Source organism: Hippea maritima DSM 10411, from assembly GCF_000194135.1.
In the GTDB taxonomy this organism is placed as follows: domain Bacteria; phylum Campylobacterota_A; class Desulfurellia; order Desulfurellales; family Hippeaceae; genus Hippea; species Hippea maritima.
Genome location: NC_015318.1, coordinates 714,365 through 733,308 on the forward strand (window position 1 = coordinate 714,365; position 18,944 = coordinate 733,308).

Sequence of the window (18,944 nt, forward strand, 5' to 3'; positions counted from 1 at the left end):
AAAGGTGTAAAAAGATGCTGAGCGAGGAGTTGAAAGAGGATATTTTTGTGGTCGTTGAGTCGCTGGGCTATAGTGTGTATGACATAGAACTAACCCAAAAGAAAATTACTATATACATAGACAAACCTGGAGGTGTTTCAATAGACGACTGCGAATTGGCCAGCAGAAACATATCTGCACTTTTGGATGTCAAGGATCCTTTTAGTGGTAGTTATACGCTTGAGGTTTCAAGCCCTGGTATAAATAGAAAATTAAAAACCAAAGAGCATTTTATGGCTGCCATCGGAAAAAAATGTGTTGTGCATACACACTTTCCTGTTGATAATTCAAAGGTTTTTAAGGGTATATTAACAGAATGCAATGACAATGAGATTGTTATTGAAGGGGTGAGGATAGAGTTTGACAACATAAAAAAGGCAAGGATTGACGAGATTTAGGAGGTAAACGGTGAGCGAGATATTGCAGATAGCGAAGAAGATTTCGGAAGAACATGAGATAGATTTGGAAAGGGTTGTTGAGTATTTGGCGGAGGCCTTAAAGATAGCTATACAAAAAAAATATGGTGATGAAGCTGATGTTAGAATAGAAACAGATGTGGACAATGAAATATTTGATGTTTATGTGAAGAAAAAAGTTGTTGAAAAACCGATGCTTGATAGCCAGATAAGTTTAGAGGAGGCTAAAGCCATAAAACCCGACGCTAAAGTGGGTGATTATGTAGAAGAAAAGGTTGATGCAAAGAGTTTGGGTAGAATAGCAGTAACAACGATTAAGAATGTTATAACAAAACTCTTGCGGGATATAGAAAAACATAAAGCTTATGAGGAATACAAAGAGTATATAGGTAAAATAATTGTTGGTGAGGTTTGGAGTATAGGCTCAAATAATAATGTTATAGTGGACTTTAAAAATGCAATAGGTGTTTTACCCAAAAGAGAGCAAGGTATAAATGACAAGTATGTTGTAGGTGAACATATAAAGGCCTATGTGCTTGATGTCTTAGAAGAAGCAAAACAGGTAAGACTAATACTATCCAGAACACATCCTGGCTTTGTTAAGGAGTTGTTTAAAAAAGAGGTACCCGAAGTTAGAGAGGGCAGTGTTGAGATAAAAGCTGTAGCAAGAGAGCCATCAAGAAGGACTAAGGTTGCTGTTTATTCAAAAGACTCAAGGATAGACCCTATAGGAACATGCGTTGGATCCAAGGGCGTTAGGATTGCTGCTATCGTTAGGGAGTTGGGGGATGAGAAGATAGATGTTATAAAATGGAGTGCTGACCCATCGATATACATAAGAAATGCTATGTCGCCTGCTAAGGTGATATCGGTTGAGATAGATGAGGATTTGAAAAAGGCTAAAGTCTATGTTGATGATGCGGAATATTCTATGGCTATAGGTAAGGGTGGTGTTAACGCGAAGCTTGCAGCCAAACTAACCGGATACAATATAGATATAGCCAAGATATCGGACAAGGAAGGTGAAATTGTCGGCGGTGAGGTTGCTGACGAGGATGATGGAGGTAGTCAATGAAAAAGATAAGGGTTTATGAAATAGCGAGAAGATTAAATACAAAAAGTAATGTAGTAATAAAGAAGCTCAACGATATGGGTATAGAGGTAAAAAGTAACTTCAGCGGTGTTGAGGAGGACAAGGCTGAAAAGTTTATAGAGGAATGGAATAAAGCCAAAAAAGAAGCAATTAAGGAAATAAAGTCAAAAAAAAAGGATGAGAAGAGAAAAAAGAAAAAGAAAGATGCAGAAGATAAAGATGTAGAGGAAGAAAAAACTAAAAAATCACCTAAAAAGAAAGAAGCCGTTTATAGGAAAAAGGAACTTATAGAGGAATCTCTACCCCAGAAATTCAAAAAGAGAAAGAAATATAAAAAAGCTACAAAGGAAGAGGAGCCTGAGGAAAAGAGTAATGAAATAGAGTTTCATAAGGGAATGACTGTATTTGAGTTTGCAAGTGAGCTTGGAGTAGATTTTTCTGATATTCTTTCAAAACTATTTGAGTTGGGGGTTTTGGCAAGAAAAAACGACATAATAGAGGAAGATGCTGCAAGGCTTATAGCAGAAGAATATGGTTTTGAGCTAAAAGAAGAAACGTCTACTTCAGAGCTTGAAGAGGAGCTTTTAGAAATTGAAGATAATCCAGAGGATCTAAAGGAGCGTCCCCCGATTGTTACCGTTATGGGACACGTCGATCACGGTAAAACATCAATTTTAGATGCTATAAAGAGTACAAATGTTGCCTCAAGGGAAGCTGGTGGTATAACCCAACATATTGCTGCATATTCTGTAAAGGTTGACGGTAAATACATTACCTTTCTGGATACGCCAGGGCATGAGGCATTTACCGAAATGAGAGCAAGAGGCGCACAGATTACGGATATAGTTGTTTTGGTGGTTGCGGCAGACGACGGGGTTATGCCACAGACAGTAGAAGCAATAAATCACGCAAAAGCGGCAAATGTGCCTATAGTAGTTGCTGTGAATAAAATAGATAAGCCAAACGCTAATCCTGAGAGAGTAAAGCAGGAACTTTCAAACTACGGGGTTGTCCCAGAGGAATGGGGAGGTAGTAATCTTTTCGTTAATGTCAGTGCTAAGAAAAAAATAGGGATAGATGAGTTGCTTGAGGCAATTTTACTGCAAGCTGAGATGATGGAGCTTAAGGCCAATTCCAATAAGAGAGCAAAGGCTGTTGTTGTTGAGGCAAAACTTGATAAGAACAGAGGCCCTGTTGCTACAGTGGTTGTTAAAGAGGGAACATTAAGACAGGGTGATTCTTTTATTGTTGGTGTCCAGTATGGAAAGGTGAGGGCTCTTGTAGATGATAAGGGCAAGAAGGTAAGGGAGGTTGGCCCATCCTTTGCGGCAGAAATATTGGGTCTTCATGGTGTTCCAGAACCAGGAGATACCTTAATTGCAGTAAGTGATGAAAAGAAAGCTAAAGAGATAGCTGAAAAAAGACAAGAGGAGTTAAAACAGACACTGCTATCTCAGAAAACGGTAAGCCTTGAAAATATATTTGAACAGATAGAGGGTGGCGAAATTAGGGAATTACCCATAATTTTAAAAACCGATGTTTATGGTTCAGTTGAAGCTATAACAAACGCCCTTTCAAAACTTTCAACGGATGAGGTTACAGTCAAGGTAATTCACTCGGCTGTTGGAGCTATAACAAAAACAGATATAAACCTAGCCAAAGCATCAGGGGCTATTATTATAGGCTTTAACGTGAGACCTACTCAGGAAGCCTTGAAGCTTGCAAATGATCTGAAAGTAGAGGTTAGGACATACAAGGTAATCTATGAAATAGTTGATGATGTTAAAAAATCATTGTCAGGTCTGTTGTCTCCTGAAGAGAAAGAGGAGATTCTTGGAAGGGTTGAGGTTAGACAAACCTTTAAGGTGCCAAGGGTTGGCGTTGTAGCTGGGTGTTATGTAACATACGGTAAGATTGTAAGAAATGCAAATGTGAGAATACTAAGGGATGGTGTGATTATTCATGAAGGTGGAATATCTTCTTTGAAACGCTTTAAAGAGGATGTTAGTGAGGTTGCCCAGGGTTATGAATGTGGCGTTGGAATAGAGGGTTTCAATGATGTAAAAGAAGGCGATGTAATAGAGGTTTACCAGATAGTTAAGGTTCAAAGGGAGCTGTGATAGTAGGTGTAATGGAAGTGGATTTTAAGATAGATAATAGTTTTTCTTTAAAGGATAAAAGGCGTGTTGTTAGGAGTCTTATTGAAAAGACTAAAAACAGCTTTAACGTTTCTGTCGCTGAGGTTGACAACAACGATGTGCTTAATATGGCTACTATTGGCATTGCCGTTGTTAGTAATAGTTCCAAGTTTGTAGATGTGGTACTTAATAAGATTCTGGATTTTTGGGAACACAACTTTGAGTGTGAAATAATTGATGTAAGAAGGGATGTGTTATGATTGGCAAGAATAGCAGCTTTAAAAGGAAAGATAGGGTTGCAAGCCAAATAAAGAAGGCCGTTTCTGAAATTCTTGAGTTTGAGAGCGGCAACGAAAAACTGAGAAGCATAACACTTACAGATGTTGAAATGACAAAGGACTTGAGGATAGCAAAAATATTTGTTAGCTCAAGTATGACTGAGATGACCCAAAAGGATACACTCGATGTACTGGAGTCTGCAAAGGGTTTTATAAAGAAAAATCTTGCAACTAAGGTTAGGTTGAAATATATGCCAAAACTAATTTTTGAATACGATGCTTCGATAAATTATGGATTTAAAATAGATTCTATTTTAAGAGAGATAGAAGAGGAAGAAAGTGGAAATAAAAAAGAAGATAGGTCAGATACTGAAGAGTAGAAGTTCGTTTTTAATTGTATCCCACAAGAATCCAGATGGCGACGCTATTGGCTCTTCTTTGGCTTTATATAGAGCGCTTAAAGAGATGGGCAAAGAGGTTTATGTAGAAAATCCAACCAAACCCGCTTACACCTATGATTTCTTAAAGGACTATGAAATTATTGAGCCTGTAAGCAACTCGAAAGATGTTGAGGTTGTTATAAGTGTAGATACGGCTGAGATATCCCGTTGTGGCTTGAGTGATGGTTATGTTAAGGATAAACTATTTATAAACATAGATCACCACAAGACCAATCCTGGTTTTGGTGATATAAACTTAATTGAGCCTGAGGCTTCTGCAGTTGGTTGTCTTGTTTGGGATATATTAACGATTTCTAATATTCCTATATCAAAAGCTACAGCCGAATATCTTTATCTAAGTATATTAACTGATACAGGGTCTTTTAGATACTCATCAACAAAACCCAAGACATTTAGAATAGCTGCCGACTTGTTAGAAAGGGGAGTGGAGCCCTGGTTTGTTGCATCCAATATTTATGAGTCGGAAAAGTTGGAAACGTTTAAGCTTTTGAGCCTTGTTCTTGGGACTCTTGAGCTCTTTTATGATGGAAGACTTGCAATAGCTTATGTAACGCAGGAGATGTTTAGAAAAACCAATACTACGGCTGATAATACGGAAGGGTTTGTAAACTATGCCCGCAGCATCAGGGGTGTAGAAGTTGGTATTTTATTAAGAGAGGACGAGCCTGATAAGTTTAAAATAAGCATACGCTCTAAGGGTAATATAGATGTTAGTGATGTTGCGGTGCATTTTAACGGTGGTGGTCATAAGAATGCAGCGGGTGGCTCAATAGAGGCAAAACTTGAGGATGCAAAGAAAAAAGTTATAGAGGCGTTTTCGTTCCTTGAAAATGAAAAATAGTGTAATATTGATAGATAAGCCTTCTGGTATTACCTCGTTTGATGTTATAAGAAAGCTAAGAAAAATTACAGGAATAAAGAAAATAGGCCATGCTGGTGTTTTAGATAAAATGGCAAGTGGACTTCTTGTATGTGCTACAAATCAGGCTACAAAGCTTTTAAGTATATTCGAAAATGGTTATAAGGTTTATTTGGCTGAATTTAGTTTTGGTTTAAGAAGTGATACTTACGATATATGGGGTAGAATTTTAGAAAATAGGGGAATTAAAAGTATAGATGGCGATGAGCTTAATAAGGTGATTGGAGAGTTTGTTGGTAAAATTAAACAGAAACCACCACCATTTTCCAATGTCAGAATTAATGGCAAAAGGCTTTATAGGTATGCCTTAGAGGGTGAATCTGTAGAGGTAAAAGAGAGGGAGGTCTATATCCACTCTATAGATATCCTTTCTGTAAAACAAAACAGGGCTGTTTTAAGGATAACTTGCTCTAAGGGAACTTATGTTCGTTCGTTAGCTAACGACATAGGGAATAGACTTGGCATAGGTGGTGTTGTAAGTAGCTTAAGAAGACTGTATGTCCATCCATTTAGTGTGGATGATGCTGGGGATGTATATAACCCAAATGTGCTTGAAGTTTCCAAAGCTTTGTCTTTTATGCCAAAGATAGTAGTAGAACTAAATATGATGAGTAAAATAAAGAATGGTTTTCCTATTTGTAAGATTTTAAAATGCTTTGAATTGGAAAGTGATTTTTATAAAATTGTTGGGCCTTCAGAGGAAACAGTAGCCGTTATAGAAAAAGTCCATAAAGGTTATTCTTATAGAGTTATATTCACTTAAATTAGTTTCAAAAACTTATTTGATAATTACCTATTGACTTTACGACCATAAGGTATTATTTTAAATAAAAAAAGGGAGGGGGTGCTGTATGAGTGAAGTTAATGTAAAGATAAAGGGTTGGTGTAAAAATTATCCTGGAGAAAGGCCCCCAAGGTTTTTAAGGGCTTTCTTGCTTCTGTTTTTAGCAGAAGGAGAGGCTCACGGATATGAATTGATTGAAAAATTAAAAGATATGGGTGTAAAATACGAGACCCATGAGTTTGGTTATGTCTATAAAACATTAAGGAATATGGAGAAAGAAGGTCTGTTGAACTCAAGATGGAATGTTAAGGAAAAAGGGGCAGCAAAGAGAATTTATAGAATAACGGATAAAGGTATGGCAAATCTTGATGAATGGGTAAGGGTGCTTTCGAATATAAAAGACAGCATAAACAGCTTCTTAAAGGCTTACACTCGAATTAAGGAGGAAAAGCAGAACTAATATGTATAGGCTGAGTGTCGATTCTTTAAAACCTGGAATGGTTCTTGGTAGGGCTATAATAAGCGATAACGGAACCGTTCTTTTGAATAGAGGCGTCAAACTTACTCAATTTTATATAGATCAGCTTAAAAAGCTTGGGTATGATACAGTTTTCATTGAAGATCCGGATACTACTGATATAGTGGTAGAAGATGATGTTAAAGAACAGACAAGAAGAAAAGCTATTCAACACATAAGGGCACTTTTTAGTGTGCCTATAAGCGAAATGAAAGGTTTAAAAAAGACTACAGTCAGTGAAATAAAAAGAGAAATAGAAAAAGGTAGAATAAAGGAAAAGCTGGTTAATTCAAGGCTAACAAAGAATATAGCTGCTATGTCATACCAGATAGTTGATGAGGTTTTAGATAATAAAATTTTAAGTGGGCTTGTAAGTTTTAAACGCCATAGTGATTTTACCTTTAAGCATTGTGTGGATGTTACTGTCTTATCTGTTGCTATTGCTGATAAATTTTTATATGACAGGAGCAAGCTTACAGAACTTGCAAAGGGAGCGCTCCTTCATGATATAGGCAGATTACTTATTAATAAAAGCTTATATGAAGAGCCAAGGAGATTGACTAAAGAAGAGTTTGAACTGATAAAAACCCATCCTACACTCGGGTATATTACACTTAAAGATATAGCAGATATAGGCATAATAGCTGCACACATAGTCTATCAGCACCATGAGCAACAAAACGGCCAGGGCTACCCGAGGGGGTTAAAGGGTGATAACACCATGCCTTTGCCTAAAAAGGAGATAAAAAAGGGTTATATAATGCCTCTTGCTGAGATAGTTTATGCGGCTAATGTTTATGATGCACTTGTGTCTCCAAGGGTATACAGAAGCGCTTATACTCCAGACCAGGCATTTTTTATTATGAAAAGGATGGCTGGGACCCATATAAACAGAGAAGTTTTGAAAATGATGTTTGAAATTATACCGGCTTATCCCCTCGGGACTACTGTGATTATCTCTACAGGAAGGTTTAAAAATTATATAGGTATAGTTTCAAAAATAAACGAAGATAATCTATCGCGGCCTGTTATTAGGGTTATGTTTGATGACAGGCGTAAAAGAATAGAACCATTTGAGATAGATTTATCCACAAATCAGCACATAAACATCAGTGGTATAATTGTTTAAAGCTTCTTTTCTGCATCTATTATACCAAGTGCTAAAACTATAATAATTACTATACTTATTATTAATACAACTGGAATTGAATGGAAATTTGGGCCTATCTTGTAAGACAACAAAATAGACATACCTATAACAATTGAACTTATAATAAGGCTTATGCCTATTTGGCGTGCTACATGCCTAAAAGTGTCAATTAATCGTGGAAATTCTTCAACTTCAACCTCTACTTTTATGGATCCCTTCTGTAAGCTGTCCATCAAATGTTTGGCTGTTGATGGTAGTTTCTTTGCCGCCATAATGTAGTCTGGATTGGGGCGCAGAAGAACTTTAATTATATTTAATGGTGAGTAGAATTTTTTTGCGAAACGTTTGAAATAGGGAGCGGCTATCTCTACGAAGTTGAAATCTGGGTTGAAGTCTCGCCCCACACCATCTGCTATGATAATAGCCCTTAAAAGCCTTGATGAGCTTCTTTTAATCAAAATTCCATGTTTTCTTAGAATTGAGAATATCTCTCTAAGCATACGGGATAGATTCATTCTTTTTAGGGGTAGTGAATGATACATTTCTATGAGTTCATCTATGTCGTTTTTTAGCTCTTGTTCATTTATAGCTTCTTTAGTGCTTGTAAAATTATCAATTGAATATATTATTCTGTCTACATCTTTTTCAATGAAACCTGAGATCATTTCTATCAAGGCCATTTTATCATCGTCATTGATTTTACCAACCATCCCGTAGTCTATATAGCATATTCTTCCATCTTCCATTATAATTATATTACCGGGGTGCGGGTCGGCATGAAACAGGCCAACATCGAATATTTGATACCAAAATACCTTTGCACCTTTGGTTGCCATTTTTGACAAATCAAAGCCTTTATCTATCAGTAGCTGTTTGTTCGTTGCTTTATAACCAAAAATATATTCCATTGTTATTATTTTTTGTGTTGTAAACTCCCAATAGACATCCGGCACATATACATAATCAAACTTTGATAGGTTCTTTTTAAAGACCTCTATGTAGTGAGCCTCCACCTCATAATCCATTTCCCTGTGGATCGTTTTGTCAAACTCATTGATCAAGGGCATTATATCGAAATGGAATAGCTGCCTGATCCTCTTTGATATTAGAGCGCCCAGCTGTCTTAGAAGGAACATATCTGAGGATATGATCTCCTCAATGCCCGGCCTTTGTATCTTTATGGCAACATAGTTGCCATTTTTTAGTTTTGCTTTATGTACTTGCCCCAATGAGGCGCTTGCTTCTGGTTTTTCTTCAAACTCGTCAAATATCTCCTCTAACCTTTTACCAAGCTCTTTTTCTATTATTCTTTTTACATCCTTAAAACCAAACGGCTCAACATCATCCTGGAGTTTTTTTAGCTCCTCTATGAACGATAATGGCAATATGCCTTCTTGAGTACTCAAAAGTTGACCAAATTTTATAAATGTAGGACCTAAATCCTCTAAAAGCCTTCTGAATCTTTGGGCTACGGTAAACTCATCTAACTTCTTTGATTTTCTTATACGTGTCCATTCTAACAATTCACCAAGGCCGTATCTTGCTAAGATAAACCCTATTTGATTTAACCTTTTTATACCTTTAATGGCTGCGCTTCTTTTTACCATCCCCACCTTTTAAATAGGTTGTTTTCTATTGATAGTTGATCGAGTATACGTCCTACAACAAAATCAACAAGGTCTTCTATTGTTTTTGGCTTGTAATAAAAGCCGGGGCAGGGTGGCATTATTGTTACACCCAGATTTGAAAGTTTAAGCATATTCTCAAGATGAATAGAAGAAAAGGGCATTTCTCTAACAAGCAGAATAAGTTTCCTTTTTTCCTTTATACAGACATCAGCACATCTACTTATTAAGTTTTCCGCATACCCACTTGCGATAGCCGATAAACTTTTAACAGAACATGGCACAACAACACATGCGTCTATCTTAAAAGAGCCGCTAGCAAGTGGCGAGGAAAAATCTTTATTGTCGTATATTTTGGCTTTAAAATTTATCATAAACTCGTCAAACTCAATTCCGATCTCATCTTTGAAAATTTTTTTTGCTATCTCTGATATTACAATAAAAAGCTCGTGTTCCTTGAGGTTTTCTATCAATCTCTTTGCATAAATAGCTCCGCTTGCCCCACTAATACATACAGCTATCTTCATTGCACTAAGACTTCCTTTTTCCCAATGATTTTTGCCGGAAAAACCCTTTTCGAACTTAAATACATGATGGGTATTATCTCATCTTTATATCCACCACGCAATGCTTTTGCTGTGGTTCTTATTACTATGTTGCCTGATATTACCATAACCTTGACTATATCTCCTACTTTTACAGGTCTGAATCTCTTTGTATTTGATAGTGTGAAAGGGGAGCCCTTTTTAATAAAAGATATAGCAACTCTATTTATTATGGATGGTTTATTGGTTAAATAGGTAGATAAAACCCTGTCTGAAGTTTTGAAGGTTATATCATCTGGTGTTATTATGCTGCCTGACTCTATGTCTTTTGCTGCTACTGGAATTAAAGTCCCTTTTGAGCTACATTTTGCCGTTATGGATATTTTTTTAAAGATTTTGTTGTTTTTCAGGAGTGCTATCTTAAAGATAATTATGTTTCCTTTTTTTGTTTGGGATAGTAGTCTTAGGTTATATGGATAGAGTTTAAATTTCATTGGTAGTGGCGTTATAAAAACCAGGTCTTTTCTTTTAATTAAATTCGATATTTTATTTTTTGTTAGAAGGAATGCTTTCGAGTAAATCTTTATTTTAGTTGAGCCGCATAATTTTAAATTTACGCCATTACGTTTTAAAATAGCAGCTATGTAGGGTTTGGTTAGAGTTATTGAGTTGTTTATGTAAGGTGAGGCGCCAAGCTGAATATTTGCGTATTTTTCAGGACATGATGAAGATATATCCTTTAGTGTAATTGTAGATGAGCTTACAACTGCAGTTTGTCTTAAAACTACATCGCAACCAAAGCTATAGCCTGATAAAAGCAGTATGAGGCTAACGCTTAACGTTATTAGCAGTTTGTAGCATCTCATCTGAGGTTTGTATGGCCTTTGCATTGGTTTCATACGCCCTTTGGGCTGCTATCATTTCAACCATTTCTTGAACAACACTGACGTTGCTCATCTCCAAAACGCCCTGTTCAAGCGTGCCTAAGCCGTTTGAACCTGGATTATCAACTGTAGCTGTACCTGATGCCGTTGTTTCCTGGTATAGGTTGTGCCCTATGGCTTTTAGTCCTGCTGGGTTGACAAAATAGGCAAGCTGTATCTGGCCTATCTGGCTGGGGGTTTGTTGACCTGCCTCAAGTACCGACACAGTTCCGTCGTTTCCTATGTTTATGGCTACGGTGTCGTTTGGTATCGTTATTTGGGGTATGAGTGGGTAGCCCTCACTGTTTACTATTCTTCCATTGTTGTCTATCTTGAATGCGCCGCTTCTTGTGTAGGCTGTAGTGCCATCAGGCATTTGAATTTGGAAAAAACCATGCCCAGCTATGGCTATATCCAAAGGGTTTCCTGTCTCTTTGAAATTTCCTTGAGAGAAATTTTTTACAACAGCGGCAGGTTTTACACCCAATCCTATTTGAATTCCTGTTGGTTCTACGGTGTTTGCTGTAGATGCTACTCCGGGTTGCCTTACCATCTGGTATAACAAATCCTCAAAATCGGCTCTGCTGCGCTTAAATCCAACAGTGTTTACGTTTGCCAGATTGTTTGCAATTGTATCCACATTTAATTGTTGCGCCTCCATGCCTGTTGCGGCAGTCCATAAAGACCTAATCATTATTTACCTCCAATTATCCTACTTTGCTTAGGTTTCTTGCAATATCTGAGAGTAGCTCATTGCCTAATGAATCTATAACCCTTTGATATCGTTCAAAATTTCTCTGTGATTCTATGAGTTTTACCATTTCATTCACTATGGTTACATTACTCATCTCAAGATAGCCTTCTTTTAAAAATGTATTTGGTGCTGGTATAGGAGACTCTCCGTTTATAGGGCTAAACATGCTGTTTGGCTCTTTTTTTAGGTTCGTGTAGTTGGCAAAGTCTCTTATTGCTAATTTATCTATTCTTACACCATCTGAATACACCTCTCCGTCGTTTTTTATGAGGATTGTTTTGCCAGTGATTTTTATTAGCTTGTGGTTTATAAGATAGTTTTCACCAACTACCGGATATCCGGTGCCCCTTTGAATTAATATTCCATCTTTGTTTATTTCGAATTGGCCGTTTCTTGTGTATTGTATGCCTTTAGGTGCTAAAACCAAAAAAAATCCTTTGCCCTCCAATGCAAAATCTAATTTATTTCCCGTGTGTCTTAAGGGGCCTTGGGAAAAGTCTATGTAATTTGTATCCAGATGTGGGGTTGAGTTTTTTGTTTCGTTAATGAAATTCGCTGCTGCTTGGGTATCTGGAGGTATAGGTAGATTTGCATTAGCCATACCCCAAATTCTTGACCAGCTCTTAACATTTATGCCTTCTTTTTTAAAACCTGGGGTGTTGAGGTTTGCTATGTTATTTGTAATGTTATTAACTCTTTGCATTTCTATTACCATACCACCTGCAGCATCATAAACACCACTAAACATTTTTTCACCTCCCGCTGTATATTTAGCAAACGGTGTTCCTTTTAATGAGCTTGTCTATTGTGTGTTTTGGAATTATAATTATTCTGAAAATTGCCTTATAGGTTCTAATTGGGTGTTTAAGTGTTTTTTTAATAACGGGGAGGTGGAATGATTAGGTTTGTTAGCTTTACGCTAAAGACTGTTTTGAAGGATAGGTTATTCTTGTTAATTAGTTCTTTGATTTTGGTATATGCGTTTATACCTATTTTCAGTTATTTTTCCATGAGGCAACTGCAAGAGATATCCATAACCATGTCTATAACTCTAAATTCCTTTATATTACTTGTTCTTTCGATTTTTGGAGGAGTGTATACAATATGGCGCGATATAGAAAGGAAATACACATTCACGCTCTTGAGTTTGCCCGTTAAAAGATCATCCTATGTTGTTGGCAGATTCACAGGTTTTGCGGTTATAATGCTAATGATAACGACAATAGATTTCCTGCTCGGCATAGTGGCTATAAAAATTTCCGCAAGTTTCTATAAATCAAGCCTTCCTATCGTTTGGTTTAACATATTTTGCGCTTACTATTTTTCCCTTTTGAAATATATCTTGATTTTGGCTTTTGGTTTCCTTTTTGCGTCTTTCTCCACATCCTTCTTTACTCCAATATTCTCCACAATTCTCATGTATTTAGCTGGAAATTCCATTCAGGGCGTGTATGATTATATCTTAAAAAGCTCATCGGATGTATCAAGCTTGGTAAAAACCACGATAAAGTTTATCTATTATATCTTGCCAAACTTTTCTGCTTTTGATTTTACGGCCAACGCTGCCTATGCTTTGCATATATCACAAAAGAGTTTGCTAATAACTTTGGTTTATTTTGCAATCTATTTTGCCATTATCATGACACTTGCGATTATGATATTTTCTAAAAGGGATCTAACATGAAACTTAAAGGCTTGTCTGGATACTTTACTTACATAGTTTTCACTGCTCTATTGGTTTTATATGCTGTTTTTGCTCCAACTTTTCGGAACGACATGCTTAAACGACCTTTGTTTGAGAAACTTGGATACACCCCCCACGGAAAATTTTACAAGATAATTCTTGGTGAATTCAGGTGGTTTGTGGGCGAATATCTGTCTTTTAAGTCTATTATTTACTACGGCGACAAGGTGGATTTTATTAGAAAGAGGCAGTTTAGAAAGATTGAGTATTACAACCTTTATAGAACTATAGAGACATCGATTCTGCTTAATCCTTATAATGAGGATGCTTACTATTTTGCTCAGGCTACCTTTAGTTGGGATGTTGGACATGTAAAGGCCACAAACAGACTGCTTAAGTATGTCATGAAATATAGAACATGGGATTTTAAAGTTCCGTTTTTTTTAGGATTCAACTACGCTTATTTTCTAAAAGACTATAAAAAAGCCGCCTATTATTACAAAATAGCCTCTGAAATCTCAGGTTCCTCTTTGTTTACCAATTTAGCGGCGAGGTATTTTTATGAGGGTGGTCAAACTGCCCTTGCGATAAACTACCTAAAAACTATGATAAAGATAACGCGCAAGAAGAGTATAAAAAAGGTGTATGAGATAAGGTTAAAAGCGCTTGAGGGTATATATGAAATAGAAAGAGCAGTAAAAGCCTTCAGGCAGAAGTTTCACAGAAATCCAAAAGATATAAAAGTGCTTCTAAAGTATGGATTTTTGAAAAAAATTCCAAAAGACCCATACGGAGGGATTTATTACATAGACAAAGATGGCAGGGTAAAAACGACAAGTAATTTCGTATTCAAAAAACAGAAGGAGAAAAAATGGCACTGATAAGAGTTAACAGTCTGGAAAAAACATTCAGGCTAAAAACCAAGAGATTTAAAGCATTAAACGGTATGAGTTTTGAGATAGAACAGGGTGAGATTTTGGGATTTTTAGGTCCAAATGGCGCAGGCAAAAGCACCACGATAAAGATCATGATGGACTTGATTAGAGCAGATAGTGGCAGTGTTGAAATAGCTGGAGTTGATTCAAGAAACCCTGAAGCTAAAAAAAATATCGGTTTTATGCCTGAAAATCCCCAATATTTCGACACATTAACTGGGTTTGACCTGTTGATTTTTACGGCTTCTGTATTTGGTATAGATAAAAAACAGGCTTCCAAAAAGGCGTGGCAGTTGCTTGAGGAGTTTGGTTTAAAGGAAGCGGCAAAAAGACCTATTAGAAAGTACAGTAAAGGTATGATTCAGCGGGTGGGCTTTGCTGCCGCGTTAATCCATGAACCACAAATTCTGATATTGGACGAGCCGATGAGCGGTCTTGACCCGATAGGAAGGATATTGTTCAAAAATAAGATGAAGGAGTTAAACGAAAAGGGCGTAACCATATTTTTTAGCTCTCATATTATACCAGACATTGAAGACATCTGCTCAAGGGTTCTAATTGTCAACAAGGGAAAAGCAATAAAAAGTCTCACAAGGGAAGAGATTAAATTTATGACTACAACAGGGTTTAATGTGATAATAGACAGATGTATTGATGAGCTAAATTGCGCAAAAATATCAGGGAATTTATACTCCATTGAGAGCAAAAAAGATGAATTAATAGCGGTACTAAAGCGAATTGAAAGCTATAATGTAAAAATTGTTGACATTGAGCCTGTGAAGAAGGATTTAGAAGAGGTGTTTGTTGAATTAATTAAATAGGAAAAAGTTATTCTTGATTGGTTTTTTAATTTTTTCAATCTTGCCTGATTTTATAGTGTTTGCTTTGTCTTGATGAATAAATACATCGGGTGTTGAAAGATTGTAGATATGGTTTTGTTTGCAAAATATTAAATATTTAATGTTGATTTTATTCTATGAAAGAATATAATAAATAAAAATGAAAAGGGAGAAAAAAATGATTACGGCAAAAATGGGGGTTAAAGATTTAATAAGCAATTTAAATAAATTGAATGAGTTTGATTATATTGAGATTGAGGATAAAAAAAGCAAAAAATTAAAAGGGGTTTTTATTTCCGCAAAGCTTGCCATGGAATTTAAGAAGTTTTTGGAAGAGAAAAGTGATAAAGAAACAGAAGAGAAATTGAAAGCTTTTAGAAATATGATTAAACTATCAGATAGAAAAAATCCATTTTTAGAGCAATTTGACAAAGATGATCCTAAAATATTGCAAAAAGTGAAAGGTATGAGCGAGTGAAAGTTTTTGTTGATGCGAATATTTTTATAGACATTTTTAATGCTGATAGACCAATGCATAGGTTCAGTGTGGCCACATATGAATATCTCTTAAAAACAAGAAGTGAGATTTTTACAAGCTGTGATTTAATTACAACTATTTATTACATAGAGTCTAAAAGAGATAAATTACAGGCTCTTTTAAACATCCAGAATATGATCAAGACTTTGAAAATTATAGACTTTTCTAATACTGTAATAGAGGAAGTTTGTGAGTTGATGTTGAATTATAAGAACTATAAAGATTTTGAGGATGCTTTGCAATATGTTTTAGCTAAAAAGGAAAAGTGTGATTTGATAATTTCAAATGATAATGACTTTTACAGTCCTGATATTTTGACCTTGAGTTCTAAAGACTTTTATGAGAAATATTGTAAGCAATAAATAGAATTTAGTTGAAAAGCAATTTTTCAACCTATGGAGTGCAAAAGGAGTATTTGGTGTTTTTTGGGCTGGTTGAGTAAAAAATAAGTTTATTTTTGATCTTTTTTAATTTTTTCAGTCATAAGTCTAAATTGTTTTTGAAATTCCTCAACTTCCTTTTTGGAAGGCAAAAATGTGGATATTGGTTTTCCGGTTTTTAAAGATGCATATTTTACATTTATAAAATGTAATAGATTCCAGAGATATGGAGGATTAGGATTCATTTCTATTGCTTTATTTGCATGAAGTTTTGCTTCTTTTAAATTATCGTCAAACAGATATGCCAATGCAAGATAATATTCACTTAGCCAGATTTTATGGAGCTTTTCTAACTTTTTTGCCTCTTGCAAAATTTCTTTCTTTAATTTTTCCGCCTCTTTTTTATCTTTTGTCGTCATTTTTATGATTTTAATATCCTCTTTTATTAGGGGTATGTGGTTTATTCCTGTTGTAATTTTCAGATAATAGGGAACAGCTTTATAAATAAAGCGAGAAGATGCTATCCAAAAAAGGTAATCATCCTGCGAGGCTTTGTAAAGCAGATCCAGTTTTTTATCTATTTGCTTTGTTTTTGGTATTTTGAATGTAAAATAAACATCATTTTTTATGTGAGGAAATAGATATATTGTTGATAAAATATAAACTATAAATAGTATTATAATAAAGATATTCTTTGAAAAACCTTTAAGTGTAAAAAACCTGCTTTTATCCGCCAAAGCCAGGATAATAAAAAACAAGGTAAGCAAAGCCGGGTGACGCAATGGCCAAGATAGACCTGCCTGAACGATAAAAACCAAAATCAATGATGGAATTAAAAGGTTTTCTATGTTTTTTTCTTTTTTCAATACTTTGATATAATAAAATATAGTCATAAAGACGATGCTCAAAAAAGCAAAAATACCGAGTTCTTCAAGAATTTGAATAGGTTCGTTGTGTGCCCATGTAAAATTGCCAATAATATCAGAAGGAAATTTCAGTATTTTGCAGGATACTATTTGATAGGGGTCATTTAAAAATTTGAATGTTTCAAGGCCTGTGCCGAAAAATGGGTGCTTAAGCCACAGCAATATTGTTGCAAGCCAGATCATAAGACGCTGATCAACAGAGCTATCTCCAATCATACCTTGGTGGGCAAACTTGACAAAAGGTGAATATCTGTTAAAGAAGAATACAGCTATGTATGTAACAAACAGCATGATTAGCGTGTATTTTTCTTTTTTTGGCATATCAGGGCTAAAAAATCGTTTATGTATAAAGATGAATATAAAAACAGACAAAACGGCAAGCAAACCTGCTCTTGATGATGTGAGTGCCGCGGCAAATGTGAAAAAGACGTATATTATGAGTAGTTTAAGGAAGGTTTTCTTATCTGTTTGTTTTACTGTCCAGAAAGCTGTAATTATTAACCCTGTATTTATCAAAAGCGAGTTTAGGTTGGGTTGATATAGAAAACCGCCGATTGAGTGAACCGGTGTTATAAGTATAAAATATGGAACAATCTTTTGTCCAAAAAAATTAAGCGATTTTAAGCAAAATTCAAAATAACTATAAGCTGCATCAATGAAAGAAATTAAAAAGATACCTCCAATAATAGGATTGTCAAAAATAGGATGCCAAAAGGTTTTGTTTTTTTTATGGTTTGTGTTTGTGATTTTTAAACATAAGTCAGATTGTTCAAAAAATATAAAAACTATATATAAAATAAAAAGAAAATAGAGAAAAAGCATACCATCGAGTTTATAGTAGCCAAAATATGTATCAAAAAAGGAGTATATTAGAAAAATTAGAATAAAAAGTGATAAGCAAGAAAAGCAAATCTGTTTTATCATAAAAAAATAAAAGAATGCAACGAAAGAAAAGATGGAGATGATATGAAATTTAAGGCTTAATTTAAAAAACAGGTAAGAGCTTGTGGTAAAAGTTAAAGAAAAAAAGAACAATATAAAAAAAAGATATATACCACTCTTCCTTATTTTCATTACTGATTAATATCTATATTACAAATCAAAAAAGCCGGTGAATTTCATAATTCTACCGGCTTAGATTTAAATTTAATTAAAGTATTAGCTTATTCACCTAAAGTGCTCCACCCGCTGAAATTTACGCTAGATAAACCGCTTGCATTAGAGCCAGACACGAAATTACTAGTAGTGGTGGTATAATATATCTTGCTATATGCGCTTCCAGTTCCATATACTTTGCCGTTTCCTTTAGGGTTATATGTATCAGCTATGTAAAGAGAACCATCCCCTCCGCCGTAATAACCAGCTTCAACATTTGCGGAAAGATTAATATCTGTAGTATCAGTTCCTCCTAGTGTAAAAGCATAAACTCCAGAAGCAAAAAACGCCATAGAACAAACACTCATAAACAGTGCTAATATTTTTTTCATAATAATCGCCTCCTTGAATTAATATGGATAATGCATATTATCTGCGTAATATGCCTCTGCTGTTGTTTGAATGGTTTTCAAATCGCTTAATGCTGCTGAATCTTGAGCACTCCTTCTATACTTCGCATACTGCGGTATTGCTATAGCTGCCAAGATTGCAATAATTGCTACAACAACGAGCAACTCAATGAGTGTAAAACCCTTTTTGTTTCTAAATTCCCTCATACCTTAACCTCCTTTTCTCTTTCTTTTAGCCTAAGTTCACCTAATCCTTATATAAGCAAATACTTCCCTTTTTTAGAGAAATTTATCACCCCCTTTATCTTAAAATTCACGCTGTTAGAAATACCATTTCCAAATTAATTCTATCAGATTGACTCTTTTAAGTCAAACTTCCTGTTTTTGTAAAAGATCCGTTTCTTTGCATATTACTTTGTTAGTTAATTATAATATACCACTTTTGCATGTTGTCAAGTTTTTAGAATTAGACATTGGGTTTAAGGATGCAAATAG

Annotated in this window: 22 protein-coding genes; 14 read left to right on the plus strand and 8 right to left on the minus strand. The window is 35.3% G+C overall.

From position 1 onward, the window contains the following. The first annotated feature begins 14 nt into the window (after positions 1-14). The 9 genes from HIPMA_RS03690 (at position 15) to HIPMA_RS03730 (ending at position 7,774) form a co-directional block, all read left to right on the plus strand. Positions 15-437 carry a ribosome maturation factor RimP gene (locus HIPMA_RS03690; protein ID WP_013681727.1) on the plus strand — a complete coding sequence of 141 codons (423 nt, stop codon included), beginning with the start codon at positions 15-17 and terminating at the stop codon, positions 435-437. Positions 438-447: 10 nt separating this feature from the next. Then, positions 448-1,530, plus strand: coding sequence for a transcription termination factor NusA (nusA, locus tag HIPMA_RS03695; protein ID WP_013681728.1), 1,083 nt, complete (start codon positions 448-450; stop codon positions 1,528-1,530). Continuing rightward, positions 1,527-3,668 carry a translation initiation factor IF-2 gene (gene infB, locus HIPMA_RS03700; RefSeq protein ID WP_013681729.1) on the plus strand — a complete coding sequence of 714 codons (2,142 nt, stop codon included), beginning with the start codon at positions 1,527-1,529 and terminating at the stop codon, positions 3,666-3,668. Before nusA ends, infB begins: the two co-directional genes overlap by 4 nt. Next, positions 3,665-3,946, plus strand: coding sequence for a DUF503 domain-containing protein (locus HIPMA_RS03705; RefSeq protein ID WP_041323959.1), 282 nt, complete (start codon positions 3,665-3,667; stop codon positions 3,944-3,946). The genes infB and HIPMA_RS03705 overlap by 4 nt, the downstream gene beginning before the upstream one ends. Next, positions 3,943-4,344 carry a 30S ribosome-binding factor RbfA gene (gene rbfA, locus HIPMA_RS03710; protein WP_013681731.1) on the plus strand — a complete coding sequence of 134 codons (402 nt, stop codon included), beginning with the start codon at positions 3,943-3,945 and terminating at the stop codon, positions 4,342-4,344. Before HIPMA_RS03705 ends, rbfA begins: the two co-directional genes overlap by 4 nt. Beyond that, positions 4,304-5,266: a DHH family phosphoesterase gene (locus HIPMA_RS03715; protein ID WP_013681732.1), complete on the plus strand. Its 963-nt coding sequence runs from the start codon at positions 4,304-4,306 to the stop codon at positions 5,264-5,266. Before rbfA ends, HIPMA_RS03715 begins: the two co-directional genes overlap by 41 nt. Further along, a complete protein-coding gene (truB, locus tag HIPMA_RS03720) occupies positions 5,256-6,107 on the plus strand; it encodes a tRNA pseudouridine(55) synthase TruB (protein ID WP_013681733.1) in 852 nt (283 codons plus the stop codon). Before HIPMA_RS03715 ends, truB begins: the two co-directional genes overlap by 11 nt. An 88-nt stretch (positions 6,108-6,195) precedes the next feature. Then, on the plus strand, positions 6,196-6,588 hold the full coding sequence (locus tag HIPMA_RS03725; RefSeq protein ID WP_013681734.1) for a PadR family transcriptional regulator: 393 nt from the start codon (positions 6,196-6,198) through the stop codon (positions 6,586-6,588). A 1-nt stretch (position 6,589) separates the two neighbouring features. After that, positions 6,590-7,774 carry an HD-GYP domain-containing protein gene (locus HIPMA_RS03730; protein ID WP_013681735.1) on the plus strand — a complete coding sequence of 395 codons (1,185 nt, stop codon included), beginning with the start codon at positions 6,590-6,592 and terminating at the stop codon, positions 7,772-7,774. Here HIPMA_RS03730 and HIPMA_RS03735 read toward each other — a convergent pair. From HIPMA_RS03735 to HIPMA_RS03755, 5 genes are read right to left on the minus strand one after another with little or no spacing between them, the layout of a single operon-like run. Then, positions 7,771-9,402, minus strand: a complete 1,632-nt coding sequence (locus tag HIPMA_RS03735) for an ABC1 kinase family protein (RefSeq protein WP_013681736.1) — start codon at positions 9,400-9,402, stop codon at positions 7,771-7,773. The two genes, HIPMA_RS03730 and HIPMA_RS03735, sit on opposite strands and share 4 nt — an antisense overlap. Beyond that, positions 9,396-9,947, minus strand: a complete 552-nt coding sequence (locus HIPMA_RS03740) for a UbiX family flavin prenyltransferase (RefSeq protein ID WP_013681737.1) — start codon at positions 9,945-9,947, stop codon at positions 9,396-9,398. The genes HIPMA_RS03735 and HIPMA_RS03740 overlap by 7 nt, the downstream gene beginning before the upstream one ends. Further along, positions 9,944-10,831: a flagellar basal body P-ring formation chaperone FlgA gene (flgA, locus tag HIPMA_RS03745; protein WP_013681738.1), complete on the minus strand. Its 888-nt coding sequence runs from the start codon at positions 10,829-10,831 to the stop codon at positions 9,944-9,946. The genes HIPMA_RS03740 and flgA overlap by 4 nt, the downstream gene beginning before the upstream one ends. After that, positions 10,794-11,582, minus strand: coding sequence for a flagellar basal-body rod protein FlgG (gene flgG / locus HIPMA_RS03750; protein ID WP_013681739.1), 789 nt, complete (start codon positions 11,580-11,582; stop codon positions 10,794-10,796). Before flgG ends, flgA begins: the two co-directional genes overlap by 38 nt. A gap of 13 nt (positions 11,583-11,595) precedes the next feature. After that, positions 11,596-12,390: a flagellar hook-basal body protein gene (locus tag HIPMA_RS03755; RefSeq protein WP_013681740.1), complete on the minus strand. Its 795-nt coding sequence runs from the start codon at positions 12,388-12,390 to the stop codon at positions 11,596-11,598. A gap of 147 nt (positions 12,391-12,537) precedes the next feature. On the opposite strand from HIPMA_RS03755, the gene HIPMA_RS03760 reads away from it, so the two are divergent. The 5 genes from HIPMA_RS03760 (at position 12,538) to HIPMA_RS03780 (ending at position 16,000) form a co-directional block, all read left to right on the plus strand. Beyond that, positions 12,538-13,326, plus strand: a complete 789-nt coding sequence (locus HIPMA_RS03760; RefSeq protein ID WP_013681741.1) for an ABC transporter permease — start codon at positions 12,538-12,540, stop codon at positions 13,324-13,326. Next, a complete protein-coding gene (locus tag HIPMA_RS03765) occupies positions 13,323-14,207 on the plus strand; it encodes a tetratricopeptide repeat protein (RefSeq protein ID WP_013681742.1) in 885 nt (294 codons plus the stop codon). The genes HIPMA_RS03760 and HIPMA_RS03765 overlap by 4 nt, the downstream gene beginning before the upstream one ends. Then, positions 14,198-15,082 carry an ABC transporter ATP-binding protein gene (locus HIPMA_RS03770; protein WP_013681743.1) on the plus strand — a complete coding sequence of 295 codons (885 nt, stop codon included), beginning with the start codon at positions 14,198-14,200 and terminating at the stop codon, positions 15,080-15,082. The genes HIPMA_RS03765 and HIPMA_RS03770 overlap by 10 nt, the downstream gene beginning before the upstream one ends. Positions 15,083-15,260: 178 nt before the next feature. Further along, positions 15,261-15,578 carry a hypothetical protein gene (locus HIPMA_RS03775; RefSeq protein WP_148226558.1) on the plus strand — a complete coding sequence of 106 codons (318 nt, stop codon included), beginning with the start codon at positions 15,261-15,263 and terminating at the stop codon, positions 15,576-15,578. Continuing rightward, positions 15,575-16,000 carry a type II toxin-antitoxin system VapC family toxin gene (locus HIPMA_RS03780; protein WP_013681745.1) on the plus strand — a complete coding sequence of 142 codons (426 nt, stop codon included), beginning with the start codon at positions 15,575-15,577 and terminating at the stop codon, positions 15,998-16,000. Before HIPMA_RS03775 ends, HIPMA_RS03780 begins: the two co-directional genes overlap by 4 nt. A gap of 89 nt (positions 16,001-16,089) precedes the next feature. On the opposite strand, the gene HIPMA_RS03785 is transcribed toward HIPMA_RS03780, so the two are convergent. From HIPMA_RS03785 to HIPMA_RS09810, 3 genes are all read right to left on the minus strand, one after another. Continuing rightward, positions 16,090-17,766: an O-antigen ligase family protein gene (locus HIPMA_RS03785; protein WP_169309466.1), complete on the minus strand. Its 1,677-nt coding sequence runs from the start codon at positions 17,764-17,766 to the stop codon at positions 16,090-16,092. A gap of 341 nt (positions 17,767-18,107) precedes the next feature. Then, the gene (locus HIPMA_RS03790) at positions 18,108-18,431 is read right to left on the minus strand and encodes a hypothetical protein (RefSeq protein ID WP_013681747.1); all 324 of its coding nucleotides are present in this window, start codon (positions 18,429-18,431) and stop codon (positions 18,108-18,110) included. A gap of 18 nt (positions 18,432-18,449) precedes the next feature. After that, positions 18,450-18,656 carry a type IV pilin protein gene (locus HIPMA_RS09810; protein ID WP_013681748.1) on the minus strand — a complete coding sequence of 69 codons (207 nt, stop codon included), beginning with the start codon at positions 18,654-18,656 and terminating at the stop codon, positions 18,450-18,452. Positions 18,657-18,944 lie beyond the last annotated feature (288 nt).

Bases quoted from the DNA above. Each gene is read 5' to 3' on its own strand.
- HIPMA_RS03690 (WP_013681727.1), top strand. From the start codon at position 15: ATGCTGAGCGAGGAGTTGAAAGAGGATATTTTTGTGGTCGTTGAGTCG.
- infB (WP_013681729.1), top strand. From the start codon at position 1,527: ATGAAAAAGATAAGGGTTTATGAAATAGCGAGAAGATTAAATACAAAA.
- rbfA (WP_013681731.1), top strand. From the start codon at position 3,943: ATGATTGGCAAGAATAGCAGCTTTAAAAGGAAAGATAGGGTTGCAAGC.
- truB (WP_013681733.1), top strand. From the start codon at position 5,256: ATGAAAAATAGTGTAATATTGATAGATAAGCCTTCTGGTATTACCTCG.
- HIPMA_RS03725 (WP_013681734.1), top strand. From the start codon at position 6,196: ATGAGTGAAGTTAATGTAAAGATAAAGGGTTGGTGTAAAAATTATCCT.
- HIPMA_RS03730 (WP_013681735.1), top strand. From the start codon at position 6,590: ATGTATAGGCTGAGTGTCGATTCTTTAAAACCTGGAATGGTTCTTGGT.
- HIPMA_RS03735 (WP_013681736.1), bottom strand. From the start codon at position 9,402: ATGGTAAAAAGAAGCGCAGCCATTAAAGGTATAAAAAGGTTAAATCAA.
- HIPMA_RS03740 (WP_013681737.1), bottom strand. From the start codon at position 9,947: ATGAAGATAGCTGTATGTATTAGTGGGGCAAGCGGAGCTATTTATGCA.
- flgA (WP_013681738.1), bottom strand. From the start codon at position 10,831: ATGAGATGCTACAAACTGCTAATAACGTTAAGCGTTAGCCTCATACTG.
- flgG (WP_013681739.1), bottom strand. From the start codon at position 11,582: ATGATTAGGTCTTTATGGACTGCCGCAACAGGCATGGAGGCGCAACAA.
- HIPMA_RS03755 (WP_013681740.1), bottom strand. From the start codon at position 12,390: ATGTTTAGTGGTGTTTATGATGCTGCAGGTGGTATGGTAATAGAAATG.
- HIPMA_RS03760 (WP_013681741.1), top strand. From the start codon at position 12,538: ATGATTAGGTTTGTTAGCTTTACGCTAAAGACTGTTTTGAAGGATAGG.
- HIPMA_RS03765 (WP_013681742.1), top strand. From the start codon at position 13,323: ATGAAACTTAAAGGCTTGTCTGGATACTTTACTTACATAGTTTTCACT.
- HIPMA_RS03770 (WP_013681743.1), top strand. From the start codon at position 14,198: ATGGCACTGATAAGAGTTAACAGTCTGGAAAAAACATTCAGGCTAAAA.
- HIPMA_RS03775 (WP_148226558.1), top strand. From the start codon at position 15,261: ATGAAAAGGGAGAAAAAAATGATTACGGCAAAAATGGGGGTTAAAGAT.
- HIPMA_RS03785 (WP_169309466.1), bottom strand. From the start codon at position 17,766: ATGCTTTTTCTCTATTTTCTTTTTATTTTATATATAGTTTTTATATTT.
- HIPMA_RS03790 (WP_013681747.1), bottom strand. From the start codon at position 18,431: ATGAAAAAAATATTAGCACTGTTTATGAGTGTTTGTTCTATGGCGTTT.
- HIPMA_RS09810 (WP_013681748.1), bottom strand. From the start codon at position 18,656: ATGAGGGAATTTAGAAACAAAAAGGGTTTTACACTCATTGAGTTGCTC.